This window comes from Pseudomonas sp. SD17-1, from assembly GCF_029201585.1.
In the GTDB taxonomy this organism is placed as follows: domain Bacteria; phylum Pseudomonadota; class Gammaproteobacteria; order Pseudomonadales; family Pseudomonadaceae; genus Aquipseudomonas; species Aquipseudomonas palmensis.
The window spans coordinates 2455401-2469630 of sequence record NZ_CP104044.1; the positions used below are offsets into that span (position 1 = coordinate 2455401).

Genomic DNA, 14230 nt, shown 5'->3' on the forward strand with positions numbered 1-14230 from the left:
ACCATCGCAGGCTTGTACGGCTCAGTCCTGGTGCATGGCCTGTGCTACCCCCTGATCCTCACCCAGGAACCCGCCACTCTGGTGGTGCCACAGCTGCGCATAGGTGCCATTTCTGGCAAGCAACTCGGCGTGGGTACCCTGCTCGATGATGCGCCCGTCATCCATCACCACCAGCCGGTCCATGGCCGCAATGGTGGACAGACGGTGGGCGATGGCGATCACGGTCTTGCCCTGCATCATCTCGTCGAGGCTTTCCTGGATGGCCACTTCGACCTCGGAGTCCAGTGCGCTGGTGGCTTCGTCCAGCAGCAGGATCGGGGCGTTCTTGAGCATTACTCGGGCGATCGCGACGCGCTGGCGCTGGCCCCCCGACAGCTTGATGCCGCGCTCGCCCACCAGGGTGTCGTAGCCGCTATGGCCTTGCTGGTCGCTCAACTGGCTGATGAAACCGTCGGCCTGGGCACTGGCGGCTGCGCTGCGGACCTGTTCGTCGGTGGCGTCGGGCCGGCCATAGGCGATGTTGTCGCGAATGGAACGGTGCAGCAGCGAGGTGTCCTGGGTGACCATGCCGATGGCGCTGCGCAGGCTGTCTTGAGTCACATGGGCGATGTCCTGCCCGTCGATGCGGATCTGGCCGCTGTCGACGTCATAGAAGCGCAGCAGCAGGTTGATGAGCGTGGACTTGCCCGCGCCGGAGCGCCCCACCAGGCCGATCTTTTCACCCGGGCGAATGCTCAGGCTCAGGCCGTCGAGCACCTGGCGCTCGCCGTTGTAGTTGAAGCTCACCTTGTCAAAGGTGACCGCGCCGCCGCGGGTCTGCAGCACCTTGGCGTCCGGGGCATCCTTGACCTTGGGGCCGCGGGTCAGGGTGGCCATGCCGTCCTGCACGGTGCCGATGTTCTCGAACAGCGAGGTCATCTGCCACATGATCCAGTGCGACATGCCATTGATGCGCAGCGCCATGGCGGTGATCGCCGCCACGGCACCTGCGCCGACCTCGCCCTGGTGCCACAGCCACAGGGCATAGCCGCCGGCGGCCATGATCAGGGCCACCACCAGTGCCTGGTTGACGATCTCGAACTGGCTGACCAGGCGCATCTGGCGAAAGCCGGTCTGCTTGAAGTCTTCCATCGCCGCACGGGCGAAGTGCGCCTCGCGGTTGGAGTGGGAGAACAGCTTCACCGTGGTGATGTTGGTGTAGGCGTCGGAAATGCGCCCGGTCATCATCGAGCGGGCGTTGGCCTGCTCCTGTCCGACCTTGCCCAGGCGCGGCACGAAGTACAGCATGGCCAGGCCGAACAGCACCACCCAGGCAACGAAGGGCAGCATGAGCTTGAGCGCGAAGCCGCCGGCCAGCGCGATGATCGCGATGAAGTACACCCCGATGCCGGGGGCGATCTCGATCAGGGTGAACAGCAGGTCGCGCACCGCCAGTGCGGTCTGCATGACCTTGGTGGTGACGCGCCCGGAGAATTCGTCGGAAAAGAACGACAAGCTCTGGCGCAGCATCAGGCGGTGGAAGTCCCAGCGCAGTCGCAAGGGCAGGTTGATTGCCAGTATCTGGTGCTGAACCATGGTGCGCAGGGCCACCAGCCCGACGCTGCACAGCATCACGATGCCGATGCCCCACAGCACGCGGCGTTCCTGCGCTGCCGCATCGCCCCCGGCCTGCCAGGTGGAGAGCAGGTCCACGACCTGGCCCAGGAACGAAAACAGCCAGGCTTCATAGATGGACACCGCAGCGCTGAGCAGTGCGAACGCCAGAATGTAGCCGCGCGCACCCCGCATGCACGCCCACAGAAAGCGTGCCAGGCCCACGGGCGGCGGGGGCACCTCGTCAGGAGGGAAAGGGTCGAGCCTTCGTTCAAATGCACGAAGCATGGTGGTCTCCAAAACGATCGAATGGGGGCAATTCTGACATCGAACGGCGGGCTTGCGGGATTTGTGGGGAGTGAAGAGGCGGTGGTGGTTTGCTGCGCTGGTTGAGAGAAAGCCGCAATCGACCCAACGCGGGTTCCCGCTTCAGGATTTCAACAATAAATTGATAATTCAACGCCTGGTTGATATTTTCTAGGCCAGACGATCATTACTTGGGTGCCCGATGCAACTCGATATTTTCCAGGTGGACGCTTTTTCTTCCGAGACGTTCGGCGGCAACCCGGCGGCTGTGTGCCCGCTGGACGCCTGGCTGCCTGATGCAACGCTGCAACGGATCGCAGCAGAGAACAATGTGTCCGAGACGGCCTATTGGGTACGCAACGGTGAGTTGTTCGAGCTGCGCTGGTTTACCCCCGCAGTGGAGGTCGATCTGTGCGGGCACGCCACGTTGGCCGCCGCCTGGGTGCTGTTCGAACAGCTTGGTGAATGCCGCGACACGCTGCGGTTTTCCACCCGCAGCGGTGAATTGCGAGTGCGCCGCGAAGGCGGTCGCCTGGCCATGGACTTTCCGGCCAAGCAGCCTGAAGCCGTAGCCCTGCCGCCTGGCCTGCTGCAGGCCCTGGGGCTGCAAGAGGCCGAGGCGCTGTATCGCACGGACGATTACCTGGTAGTGGTCGAGGATGAAAGCATCGTCGCCGGGCTCGACCCCGACTTTGCCGCCCTGGCCGCATTCGAGGTGCGCGGGGTTGCCGTGACCGCGCCGGGTCGTCACATGGACTTCGTCTCGCGCTGGTTCGGGCCGCGAGTGGGGGTCAACGAAGACCCTGTCACCGGCTCGGCCCACACTTCGCTGGCGACCTACTGGGCCCAACGCCTGGGCAAGCGCAGCCTGAGTGCCGAGCAGGGCGGGGCGCGCAAGGGCCAACTGCACTGCGAAGTCCTGGACAACGACCGGGTCATCATCAGCGGTCACGCGGCGCTCTACCTGCGCGGCACCATCTTCATCTGAGACCGGCCGGCCAAATCACTTCAAACTTTTCCTACCTCACGGGTTCTGCTTAGTAACACCCCGCACTTGAAGGAGAACCCGATGAAACCCACCGATACCAAGCAGGGCGACAAGGTCCCGCGGCCACTCTCGTCGGACCAGGCGCAGAAGGGCACGCCATCCCCCGACCCGGTGCTGGAACAACCGGACCCGGATACCGAGGCAGTGGACAAGGTGATCACGCCGACGTCCATCAAGGAGCAGGAAGAAAAGACCCGCGAAATCCAGCGGCGCCTGGCCGAGGCGCAAAGGAAGGGCTGAAAGCGGCCCTGCCGGGCCCTGCGTGCCTTGGCGTGCCAGCGCCAGTCACAGCTTGGCGAGCAGGTGCTGCAGTTTTTTCGTGGCTTCGCGCCCGGAACAGGCGCGGCTGAGCAGGTCGCTGGACATGTTCTTGTACATGTCCACGGCCTGGGCAGAGGAGGTGACGCTGGCAATGCCCACATGCAGGTTGGGCAGCTCCCCTAGCCGGTAAGGGCTCACCGCCACGTAGCTGGTGGTCTTCTGCTCGAAGATCTGGAAGGTGGCGCTGGGCAGTGCCTCGTCGATCAGGTAGATACCCGGGTGATCGCTGTTGGTCTCGACGATGGAGATCAGGTTCTCGATTTCCTTGCGTGCCAGCAGGGCGCGCTCCATTCGCACGCTGGGGGGCAGGTCCAGGCGGCCTACCAGGCCGATGTGCAGGTAACGCTCGATCTGACGCAGGCTGACAATCGACCTGACCTGGAATTTTTCGCGAAAGAAGGTGGATTTGCGCTCGTCCAGAATGCTCAGAATCTGGCTCTCCATCGCTTCCTGTGCCGGGCTGAAGCCCTGCGGTCGAGCCTCGTGGAGCATGGTCTGAAACAGCGCCGAGTATTCGGGCGTGGTCAGCAGGTAGGAAAACGGGTCGAAGTAGGAGATGACGCTGCTGGAACGGGCCTCCAGCTGGCGCATGCGCTCGAAGTAGCCGAGGGCGTTGTCGAAGTACTCCGTATCGGAACCCAGCAGGCTGGTCAGCGACACCTTCAGCAGGTCGGCCAGGCGCTCCAGTGTGTCGAGTTTGACGATCTTGCCCAGTTCCAGGCGGTACACCGCAGCCCGCGAGATGCCGAGCTTGTCGGCCACCTGGTCGGCGTTGAGCTGGCGGCCGATGCGAAAGGCCCGGAGGCGCTCGCCGATTGCCTGGTAATCAATCTGGTTCACTGGGGGATCCTTGTCGTTTTTCGTGGTGGCATGTTCTACCAGATCGGCTTGACGAGGCCATGGCGCGAGTGTATCAATATTTAGACATGAACTGTTGCTTGTCCAAAAAATATAAAAAAGGCCGACACATGTCCACACCACCCTGCAGCTGCTGCGGCATCGCCTGCGCTGCCACCTGATACCACAACTCCACCCCCCACCTGATAGGAGCTTCCCTGATGAAGACTCGCATCGGCGCGCCCGCGTTCGCGCTTTTCATGACCCCTATGGTGATGGCTGGCCCGCCGCCAGCCTTCAGCGATACCTTTATCGGCTATCGCTACAGCAGCCATTTCTCGGACCCGGGCAAGCGCCAGGACATAGCCAAGCACATTGTCCAGCTTGCCCATGTGAGCAGCTACGCCCTGGGCCAGCAGTTCGCCAACGTGGATGTGTTCAAGTCCGACCGCGATGACCCGCGCAAGGACAGCAGCAGCGGCGCCACCGAGGTCTACCTGACCTACCGCAATCAGTTGCAGCATGCACGGGTGTTCGATGGGCCGCTGGCGTTCGGGCCGGTGAAGGACGTCGCGCTGACCCTGGGCCTGGACTGGAACACCAAGAACAACGCGTTCCAGTCGCGAAAGCGCATGATTTTGATAGGCCCGACCCTCAAGTTCGCGCTGCCGGCAGGGTTTCTCGACCTCAGCCTGTTCTATGCCAGGGAATGGAACCACTGCGGGCTCGACAGCTGCCGCCAGCCGGGCAACCATTCGCGCATGGCGTTCGACCCGTTCTACCAGTTGAACCTGACCTGGGGCATACCGTTCGCGCTGGGCAGCCTGCCGATGAAGTTCCAGGGCTTCTACAGCTACAGCGGCGAGAAGGGCGATGACTACCGGCGCAACCCGACGGCGGATGAACAGCTGATGCGCACCTCGCTGATGCTGGATGCAGGGGCTGTGCTGGGCGGCGCAAGAAACACGCTATGGATCGGGCCCGGATACGAGTACTGGCGCAACAAGTTCGGCAACCGCCGTGGCGACGGGATCGACGTGGACGCCTTGTCGATCAACCTGGAGTGGCATTTCTGAGCGCGGCGTTTTTTTTTGCGAGCCAGCAATCTAAATATTTAGACAATCGCGCAGGCTGGCAGTACGCTTTGTGAAGCCTTGCACGGGCGGACCGGCGGCGATCCTGGGCGGGTTCAGGCGTCAGCTGTCTAAAAAACCATACAAAAACAAGAGGTAAACCAAGATGGCTTCTTCCGAAAAGCGTCCGAAGAAGGACGCGTCACCCAAGAAGGCCCTGATAGCCAGCGTGACCGGCTATGCGATGGACGGTTTCGACCTGCTGATTCTCGGGTTCATGCTGCCGGCGATCACCATCGGTCTCGGTCTGAGTTCCTCGGAGGCTGGCTCGCTGGTGACATGGACGTTGCTGGGCGCCGTGGCCGGGGGGCTGATCTTCGGCCAACTGAGCGACCGCTATGGCCGGGTACGCATGCTGACCCTGTGCATCCTCACCTTCTCGATATTTACCGGGCTGTGCGCATTCGCCCAGGGCTACTGGGACCTGCTGATCTATCGAACCCTGGCCGGGTTCGGCCTGGGCGGGGAGTTCGGCATCGGCATGGCACTGATCGCCGAAACCTGGCCGGCCAACCGGCGCAATCGTGCTTCTTCCTATGTGGGCATGGGGTGGCAGGTCGGCGTGCTCGCCGCTGCATTGCTCACGCCATTGCTGCTGCCCTACATCGGCTGGCGCGGCATGTTCCTGGTCGGGTTGCTGCCGGCGTTCGTCTCGCTCGTGGTTCGCCATACCATGAGCGAGCCGGCAGAGTTCGTGAAGGCCGCAGCCGACCCGGTGCCTTTCGCACGGCGCTTCACCGACCTGTTCAAGGACCGGCAGACCAGCAAGGCGAGCCTGGGGGTGATGGTGCTCACCTCGGTGCAGAACTTCGGCTACTACGGGCTGATGATCTGGATGCCCAGCTACCTGTCGAACAAGTTCGGCTTCTCGCTGATGGCCTCCGGAACCTGGACCGCAGTGACGGTGCTGGGCATGGCGTTCGGTATCTGGCTGTTCGGGCACCTGGCCGACCGTTTCGGACGCAAGCGCATGTTCCTGCTGTATCAGGCCGGCGCAGGGTTCATGGTCATCGCCTATGCCAACCTCGACAACCCCACGGTCATGCTGTTTGCCGGCGCGATCATGGGCATCTTCGTCAACGGCATGATCGGTGGCTACGGCGCATTGATCTCCGATCTGTACCCCGCGCAGATCCGTGCCACGGCGCAGAACGTGCTGTTCAACGTGGGCAGGGCCGCCGGTGGCTTCGGGCCGCTGGTGGTGGGCGCCGTAGCGCTGCACTACTCGTTCTCGGCGGCCATCATGCTGCTTGCCTCGTTGTATGGGGTGGCGATGCTCGCGACGGTGTTGCTGCTTCCCGCCTGCCAGGCCCATGACGTGCCGAAGCCGCAGCCGGCCTAGCCCGGCGGGATGGTTATGAATTTGCCCTGGCTTATTCGTATCAAAAATTAGACAGTAACACCGAGCTGCAGTACAGTCAGCTTAAGCAATCGCTGAAACACCGCTTCATCTGCCGCTTCATCACTGAGGCGGCATTTACTTTTGACCGTGCTGTATAAAAATTTAGACAAATGCGAGGCCACCTCAATGAACGTGATTTCCGGCTGCTGCCAGGCGAGTGCCCTGACTCCCCCAGACGACACCTTGGCGGTCGTGATTTCCAACCAATGGGTCAACGATGAATACAAGCGCCTGGTGCTACAGGCCGACGGCGCCGCCAGCCAGTCGCTTCCGGGGCAGTTCTTCAACCTGCTGTGCCCGAGTGAAGGCGAGCACAAGCCGTACTTCCGTCGCCCCATGAGCACCTACAAGGCCGACCCGGCCACGGGCCAGGTGGAGTTTCTGTACAAGGTGACCGGCAAGGGCACCTATGGCCTGGAGACGCTTGGCCAGGCGCAGACCGTGGAGATCCTAGGCCCGCTGGGCAAGGGCTTCGACCTGCAGCCGGGGTGGCAGCACATGATCATCGTGGCCCGGGGCGTGGGGCTGGCCACCCTGGCGCCGCTGGCCGAAGCGGCGCATCGGCTGGGCATCCGCCTGACCGCAGTGCTGAGTGCCCGCAGCGAGAAGAGCCTGCTTTCGCGCGAGCGCTTCGCCTCGCTGGGGGCCGACGTGCGGGTGGTGCTGGATGAGGATGGCAGCAGCTCGCCCGAACGGCTCGAACCGCTGCTGCGCCAGATCATCGCCCGTGAAGGCACCGATGCGCTGTTCACGTGTGGCTCCAGGCGGCTGACCCAGTTGCTGAAGAAGCTGAGCGCCGAGCTCGGCCTGGTGGGCCAGGTAGCGCTGGAGCAACAGATGGTGTGCGGCCTGGGCATGTGCCAGTGCTGCGTCGAGGTGTTCGAGGTGGACGGGCTCAGGGTGGGCAAGCGGGTATGCCTCGAAGGCCCTGTATTCGACCTGGCGGAGGTGGTGTGATGATCAATCTGAGCGTACAGGTCGGCGGGTTGCGCCTGAAGAACCCGGTGATGCCGGCATCGGGCACCTTTGCCGAAGAGCTTGCCCACCTGCTGGACTTCAACCAGCTGGGTGCACTGGTGACCAAGACCATCACCACCGAAAAGCGCAGCGGCAACCCGATGCCGCGGGTCTGCGAGCTGAATGACGGGATGATGAATGCCATCGGCATTCCCAGCAAAGGCGCGCAGCTGTTCATCGACAAGGTGGTGCCGTTCTACCGCGACTACGACGCGCCGTTGATCGTGAGCATTTCGGCGCCCACGGCCCAGGGCTTTGCCGACCTGGCGGCGCGGCTGAGCGATGTGCCAGGCGTGGCCGGCATCGAGGCCAATATCTCGTGCCCCAACCTGGAAGCGCATGGCCAGTCGTTCGGCATGCAGGCTGAAAGTACCCGCGACGTGGTGGAGCTGATGCGCCAGGTCACCTCGTTGCCGCTGTGGGTCAAGCTGACCCCCAATGCCGGCGAGGTGGTGCCGGTTGCCCTGGCTGCGCAGGAGGCCGGGGCCGATGCCGTCGTGGTGGGCAACACGCTGCTCGGGTTGTCGGTGGACATCGAGCGAGGCCGCGCGCGGCTGGGCAACTTCATGGGCGGCATATCCGGCGCCGCCATCCGCCCGCTGATGGTGCGCCTGACCTATCAATGCGCCCAGGCGCTGGAAATTCCGGTGATTGGCTGCGGTGGCATTGCCACGGCCGACGATGCGCTGGAGTTCATCTATGCCGGTGCCTCGGCGGTGCAAGTGGGTACGGCCACCTTCCTGCACCCGAAAACCATGAACACCATGGTGTCTGAACTGGAGGCCTACTGCCGGCGCAAGGGCGTTGCCTCGATCAGCACCCTGATCGGCGCCCTCGACGATTTGCCCGCCGAGCCGTTTGGAGCCTTGCCATGATCGCGCAATGGCCTGAACAGGCCGCCAGACTGTTCGACACCATCGCCGCCTTGTCACGCGATGCCCAGGTGGGGATCACCCGCGAAAGCTACGGCCCCGGCGAGAGTGACGCCATCGCCTGCCTGAGCGACTTCGCCTTGACCCAGGGGCTGGAGGTGGCAACCGACCGTGCGGGCAACGTGATCTTCACGCGCAAGAGCGACAATGGCCAGCCCGCACTGTGGTACGGCTCGCACCTGGACTCGGTGCCCCAGGGCGGCAACTACGACGGCCTGGCCGGCGTTGTGGCGGGCCTGCTGTGCCTGTGCCGGCTCGACCGCGAGGGCGTGGCCACGGCGCAGCCGGTGCGGGTCATCGGGCTGCGTGGCGAGGAGAGCGCCTGGTACGGCAAGTCGTACATAGGTTCGCGTGCGCTGGTCGGCGGGTTGAGCGAGCACGACCTGCAGCTGACCAACCGCTTCAGCCAGCGCACCCTGGGCCAGGCCATGCAGGCCGTGGGCGCCGACCTGGCAGCGATTGGCCGTCGGCAGTGGCTGGTCGATCGCACCCAGTTTGCCGGCTATCTGGAAGTGCATATCGAGCAGGCGCAGTCGCTGGAGCGCATGGGGCAGGCCGTGGGGATCGTGCCCGGCATCCGCGGCAACCTGCGCCATAACCAGGTTCGCTGCCTGGGCGAAGATGGCCATTCGGGCGCCGTGGCTCGGGAGGACCGCCACGACGCCGTGTTTGCCGTGAGCGAGCTGGTGGCCCGCATCGACCAATGCTGGCGTGAGTACCTCGCGGCCGGGCGAGACCTGGTGGTTACCGTCGGCACACTGGGGACCAACGCGGCGCACCATGCCGTCTCGCGTATTCCCGGCGAGGTCAGCTTCAGCCTCGAGATGCGCAGCCTCGACATGGCCACGCTCGAGGCCTTTCACGCGGTTGCGCTGCACGAGGCAAAGGCCATCGAGCAGGCCCGCCAGGTTCGCTTCGAGTTCGACCTGCGTATCGACACGGCCCCGGCGGCCATGCACGCCCCCTGGGTCGAGGCGCTGGTGCGCCAGGCCCGCCAACAAGGCTGGCAGGGCGTGCTCACCCCCAGCGGGGCCGGCCATGACGCTGCGGTTTTCGCCAACGTCGGCATCCCCAGCGCCATGCTGTTCATCCGCAACCAGCACGGCTCGCACAACCCCCACGAGGCCATGGCCCTGGACGACTTTCTGGTGGCCACCGAGGTGCTCTACCACACGACACTGGAGCTGACACCATGAGCGTACCCCGCAATGCCTGGTTGATCCGCAACGCGACCCTGGTGAATGAAGGCCGCACCTGGGCGGCCGATGTGCGGCTGCGCGAGGGCCGCATCGACTGTATCGGGCAGGCCCTGCAGCCGCTTGCCGGGGAGGGCGTGATCGAGGCGCACGGCCTGTGGCTGCTGCCGGGAATGATCGACGATCAGGTGCACTTCAGGGAGCCCGGCCTGACCCACAAGGCGGACATCGCCAGCGAGTCGCGGGCCTGTGCAGCGGGCGGCATCACCAGTTTCATGGAGATGCCCAACACCAACCCGCCCGCGCTCGATCGGGCCAGCCTGGAAGCCAAGTACGCCATCGCCGCCGCATCGAGCGCGGTCAACTACGCCTTCTACATGGGGGCAAGCAACGACAACCTGGCCGCCATTCGCGCCATCGACCCGGCCAGCACGCCAGGGCTGAAGGTGTTCATGGGGGCCTCGACCGGCAACATGCTGGTGGACGACCCCGAGGTGTTGAACGAGATCTTCCGGGTTTCGCCGGTGCCGATCATCACCCATTGCGAAGACACGCCCATGATCAATGCCGAGCTGGAAAAGGCCAGGGCGCGCTTTGGCGAGGACATTCCTGCCCGCGAGCACCCGCTGATCCGTTCGCGCCAGGCGTGCATCAGGTCCACTCGGCTGGCCATCGAGCTGGCGCGCAAGCACGGCACGCGCCTGCATGTGCTGCACATCTCCACGGCAGAAGAGCTGCAGCTGTTCGAGCCCGGCCCCCTCAGCGGCAAGCGCATCACCGCCGAAACCTGCGTGCACTTTCTGCACTTCACCGATCACGACTACGAGCGGCTGGGCTTTCTGATCAAGTGCAACCCGGCGATCAAGTCGGCCAGCGACCGCGACGCCATCGTCAAGGCGCTGGCCGAAGGTCGGCTCGACGTGCTGGCGACCGACCATGCCCCGCACCTGCTCGAAGAAAAGCGCAGCACTTACGCCAAGGCGCCGTCAGGCATTCCGTTGGTGCAGTACGCGCTGCAGGCCGCCCTGGAGCGCGTCTTCTGCGGGGAGCTGAGCCTGGAGCGCCTGGTCGAGGTAGTCAGCCACGCACCGGCGCAGCTGTTCCAGGTCAGTGGCCGGGGCTACCTGCGCGAGGGTTACGCCGCCGACCTGGTGCTCGTCGACCCGCAGCGCCCGCACCGGGTGAGCAATGACCAGGTGCTGTCCAAATGCGGCTGGACGCCGTTTGCCGGTACCGAGTTCTCATCGAGCATCGTCGCCACGTTCGTCAATGGCGAACGGGTGTGGGACGGCGCCACGGTGAACAGTGCAGTCCGTGGGCAACGACTTTCCTTCAACCGCGCCACGCCTGCCTAGTGGCGCAACAAGAGGTACGAACAACGATGAATTTTCATGAAATGGTGCAACGCTTCGCCGCCGCGCTGCCGGGCACCGACTCGTTCAAGCAGGCCAACGCCGACTGTGAGGCCATCATCCGTGACCAGCCGTTCCAGGCCGGCGCGGCCTTTCTGGTCGCGGGCTTTTGCCGCAGCTACGTGCTCATCTACGAGGATCAGGGGCTGGAGCACGACTTCGCCCTGCGCAACCAGCGCCAGCTGCTCGAGTACATGAACAGCCTGCAGGCGGCCCTGGCGACGTGCGATCACGCGATTGCGCACCAGGCGCTGATCGAAGTGGTGACCCATTACGCCAGGAGCGAGCGGATTTTCTAGGGCGGCGGCTGGCGGCGCCAGCAGGCCGGAGCCAACGGCCTAGAGCGCCGTCCAGGACTGCCTCGAAGCCTGCAGCTGGTTCTTGATCCAGTTGGTAAAGGCCCGCACGGCGGGCCGCTCGCACTTCTGCAGGTCAGTGACCAGGTAGTAGCCGCGGTGCGAGTGGATGACGATATCGAAGGGGCGCACCAGCAGCCCCTTGGCCATGGAGTCGCCACACAGCAGGTTGTCGCCCATGGCAACGCCCTGGGCCGCGATGCACGCCGCCTGTGCGCAATGTGCATCGGAAAACAGGATGCCGGTGGCCACGTTCAGCTCCGGGGTGTTCGCCGCCGCCTGCCACACCCGCCAGTCGCTGTAGTCGCTCATGTGCAGCAATGGGAACGCGGCCAGGTCCTGCGGGGTCTTGAGCCCGCCCAGGGCGTTGATCAGCCGCGGGCTGCAGACCGGAAAGTAGTTCAGCGCCGCTATCTGTTCCACCTGCATGCCAGGCCAGTCGCCGATACCGTAGGAGATGAACAGGTCGGCGTTGTGGTTGCTCACGTCATCCGCCGTGGTCGGTGTGACCATGTGCAACTGGACCTGGGGGTATTCCTTCACGAAGCCGCCGATGTGATGGCACAGCCAGTAGGTGGAAAACCCCGAGCTGCAACTGATGGTCAACTTGCCATACACCTCCTGGTCATCGACCCGCCGGCCTGCATCCTCCAGGTTGGCCAGCAGGCGCTGGATCTCCCGGGCGTAGCGTTCGCCGCGAAACGTCAGCGAGATACCCCGGCCCTGGCGCTCGGTCAGGGCAAAGCCGAGGGTGTCCTCCATGCCCGTGATCTGATGGCTGATGGCGCTGCGGGTGAGGTTGAGCTCAAGCGCCGCGGCAGTCACGCTGCCCAACCGGGCAACCGCTTCCAGGGCACGTAACGCGGGCATCGAGGGTAGACGCATGGGGCGCTCCACTGACTTATTGTTGAGCAAATATAAACATTAATGGCGAAATAAATCGATTGTCGTATTTTCTGGTTCAACAATACTAGGCAGGCCCTGCGGGTCCGAGCCGCTCAGCGGGGTCACATACCAATAAGGAATGCCCTGCATGATCGAGCCCAAGGCCTTTGCCCAGAACTGGGTGGACCAACAGCAAACGACCCTGTCCGACTGGCACCAGGTGATCTGGCACTATGCCGAGCCGGCCTTTCGCGAGTACAAGTCCTGCGCCTGGTACGTCGAGCTGCTGCGCAGGCAAGGGTTCGAGGTGGAGGAGGGCAGCGGCGGCATGCCTACCGCTTTCTGTGCCACGTTTCGCAACGGCGACGGCCCTGTGCTGGCGACCTACGCGGAGTACGACGCGGTGCCGGGCAACAACCAGGCGGCGACCACCCGGCGCCAGCCGCGCGAAGGGCTGTCGCGTTTCGCCCCGGGGCATACCGACCCTCATTCGGCGCTGGGCATCAGTGCCCTGGGTGGCCTGCTGGCCGCCAAGGCCGCCATGCTCGAACATGGCCTCGCGGGCACGCTGAAATTCTTCGGCGAGCCAGCGGAAAAGCTGCGCGCCTCCAAGCCGGTGCACGCGGCCAAGGGCTATTACGATGACCTGGACGCGGCCATCAGCTTCCACCCCACGTACATGCTGCCGCTGAACAACACCACTACCTGGGATACGCACTGCGGCATCGCCTACGCCTACATCTATACCTTCACCTGCGATTCGCCCCAGGACTGGATCGCAGCGGACAAGTACAGCCCGATTCCGCAGAACCACCTGGCTGCCAGGGCGCCTGGGGCCAACGACGCGCTGGTGCACTTCTATACCCTGAACGAGAGCATGCGCCGCTCCACGTTGCCGTTCACCGGGCTGTGGAGCTACAACGAGGCGATCCTCACCGCCGGCCAGGCCACAGCCGACAACCTGCCGCCGCACATCGCGCAGATCCAGTACCTGTCGCGCTGCGACTCGCTCGAGCAGGCCGAGGCCATCTCCCAGGTGATGGACAACAACGCCGCCGCCGCCGCCCTGGCCACCGGCTGCCAGTGGAACAAGACCTGGGTGTGCAAGTCCCGTGGCGGGCTGCCCAACCATGTGCTGGCGCAGGCCACCTACGACAACCTGCAGGCCATCGGCGCCCCCACCTGGGACGACGAGGCCATCGCCATCGCGCAGCAGATCCAGGGCAACCTGGGGCTCGAGCCCATGGCCCGGCCGTTTCTGCCCGAAACCGAAACCCTGATCGACCCACAGGAGTGCGAGCGTCTGCTGCGCCAGCAGATGCCCGCCTGGCAAAAGCACCTGACCTCGGACGACTACCCCGAATACACCTGGCATTGCCCGACCGTGCGCCTGCTGGTGGCCCGCCCGATGCTCTCGGCACCGCCTGGCTACACCTACCCGGACTGGGTGCCCAATGCCCTGGGCGGCATCCGCCAGACCATCGACCCGATGATCCAGGTGGCGGCCAAGACCATCGGTGCCACCCTGATCGACCTGCTCACGCGGCCCGAGCTGCTGGCCGCCGCCCGCCAGGAATTCACCGAGCGTACCGGCGGCGGCATTGGCGGCACACGCTGGCAGGCGCCGCTGCTGCCCCGGGACTTCAAGGTCCCGCATGACTTCCGCTGGCCCGAATACATCCGCACCGCCCGTGGCGAGGAGTGGTGGATTCCGGCCCGGGCCGACGAATAGCCGACCGGCGACGGCGCCTGCGGCGCCTTTTACCCAAACCTGGTTTTCTTGGACTGGTGC

The 14230-nt window shown here is 64.5% G+C and carries 13 protein-coding genes; 10 read left to right on the forward strand and 3 right to left on the reverse strand.

Annotated features, from left to right (window positions below; genetic code table 11):
• Positions 1–21: 21 nt before the first annotated feature.
• On the reverse strand, positions 22–1881 hold the full coding sequence (locus N0B28_RS11190; protein WP_275731815.1) for an ABC transporter ATP-binding protein: 1860 nt from the start codon (positions 1879–1881) through the stop codon (positions 22–24).
• Between the two features lie 220 nt (positions 1882–2101).
• Here N0B28_RS11190 and N0B28_RS11195 point away from each other — a divergent pair, with 220 nt between their 5' ends.
• Both N0B28_RS11195 and N0B28_RS11200 read left to right on the forward strand, forming a co-directional pair.
• Positions 2102–2887, forward strand: a complete 786-nt coding sequence (locus N0B28_RS11195; protein WP_275731817.1) for a PhzF family phenazine biosynthesis protein — start codon at positions 2102–2104, stop codon at positions 2885–2887.
• An 81-nt stretch (positions 2888–2968) separates the two neighbouring features.
• A complete protein-coding gene (locus N0B28_RS11200; protein ID WP_043864019.1) occupies positions 2969–3187 on the forward strand; it encodes a hypothetical protein in 219 nt (72 codons plus the stop codon).
• A 45-nt stretch (positions 3188–3232) separates the two neighbouring features.
• On the opposite strand, the gene N0B28_RS11205 is transcribed toward N0B28_RS11200, so the two are convergent.
• Positions 3233–4108, reverse strand: a complete 876-nt coding sequence (locus tag N0B28_RS11205; RefSeq protein ID WP_052504313.1) for a helix-turn-helix transcriptional regulator — start codon at positions 4106–4108, stop codon at positions 3233–3235.
• Positions 4109–4326: 218 nt separating this feature from the next.
• Here N0B28_RS11205 and N0B28_RS11210 point away from each other — a divergent pair, with 218 nt between their 5' ends.
• The 7 genes from N0B28_RS11210 (at position 4327) to N0B28_RS11240 (ending at position 11496) form a co-directional block, all read left to right on the forward strand.
• Positions 4327–5181: a hypothetical protein gene (locus tag N0B28_RS11210; RefSeq protein WP_275731820.1), complete on the forward strand. Its 855-nt coding sequence runs from the start codon at positions 4327–4329 to the stop codon at positions 5179–5181.
• 163 nt (positions 5182–5344) lie between these two features.
• On the forward strand, positions 5345–6580 hold the full coding sequence (locus tag N0B28_RS11215; RefSeq protein WP_229590189.1) for an MFS transporter: 1236 nt from the start codon (positions 5345–5347) through the stop codon (positions 6578–6580).
• A gap of 186 nt (positions 6581–6766) precedes the next feature.
• Entirely contained in the window at positions 6767–7597 is an 831-nt protein-coding gene (locus N0B28_RS11220) for a dihydroorotate dehydrogenase electron transfer subunit (protein ID WP_043864016.1), read from the forward strand.
• On the forward strand, positions 7597–8532 hold the full coding sequence (locus N0B28_RS11225; RefSeq protein WP_043864015.1) for a dihydroorotate dehydrogenase: 936 nt from the start codon (positions 7597–7599) through the stop codon (positions 8530–8532). Before N0B28_RS11220 ends, N0B28_RS11225 begins: the two co-directional genes overlap by 1 nt.
• Positions 8529–9785 carry a Zn-dependent hydrolase gene (locus N0B28_RS11230; protein WP_275731823.1) on the forward strand — a complete coding sequence of 419 codons (1257 nt, stop codon included), beginning with the start codon at positions 8529–8531 and terminating at the stop codon, positions 9783–9785. The genes N0B28_RS11225 and N0B28_RS11230 overlap by 4 nt, the downstream gene beginning before the upstream one ends.
• Positions 9782–11140 carry a dihydroorotase gene (locus tag N0B28_RS11235; RefSeq protein WP_123753119.1) on the forward strand — a complete coding sequence of 453 codons (1359 nt, stop codon included), beginning with the start codon at positions 9782–9784 and terminating at the stop codon, positions 11138–11140. The genes N0B28_RS11230 and N0B28_RS11235 overlap by 4 nt, the downstream gene beginning before the upstream one ends.
• 26 nt (positions 11141–11166) lie before the next feature.
• On the forward strand, positions 11167–11496 hold the full coding sequence (locus N0B28_RS11240) for a hypothetical protein (RefSeq protein WP_054914373.1): 330 nt from the start codon (positions 11167–11169) through the stop codon (positions 11494–11496).
• Between the two features lie 39 nt (positions 11497–11535).
• On the opposite strand, the gene N0B28_RS11245 is transcribed toward N0B28_RS11240, so the two are convergent.
• Entirely contained in the window at positions 11536–12438 is a 903-nt protein-coding gene (locus tag N0B28_RS11245) for a LysR substrate-binding domain-containing protein (protein WP_058540305.1), read from the reverse strand.
• A 148-nt stretch (positions 12439–12586) separates the two neighbouring features.
• On the opposite strand from N0B28_RS11245, the gene N0B28_RS11250 reads away from it, so the two are divergent.
• Positions 12587–14170, forward strand: a complete 1584-nt coding sequence (locus N0B28_RS11250; protein ID WP_058540304.1) for a hypothetical protein — start codon at positions 12587–12589, stop codon at positions 14168–14170.
• Positions 14171–14230 lie beyond the last annotated feature (60 nt).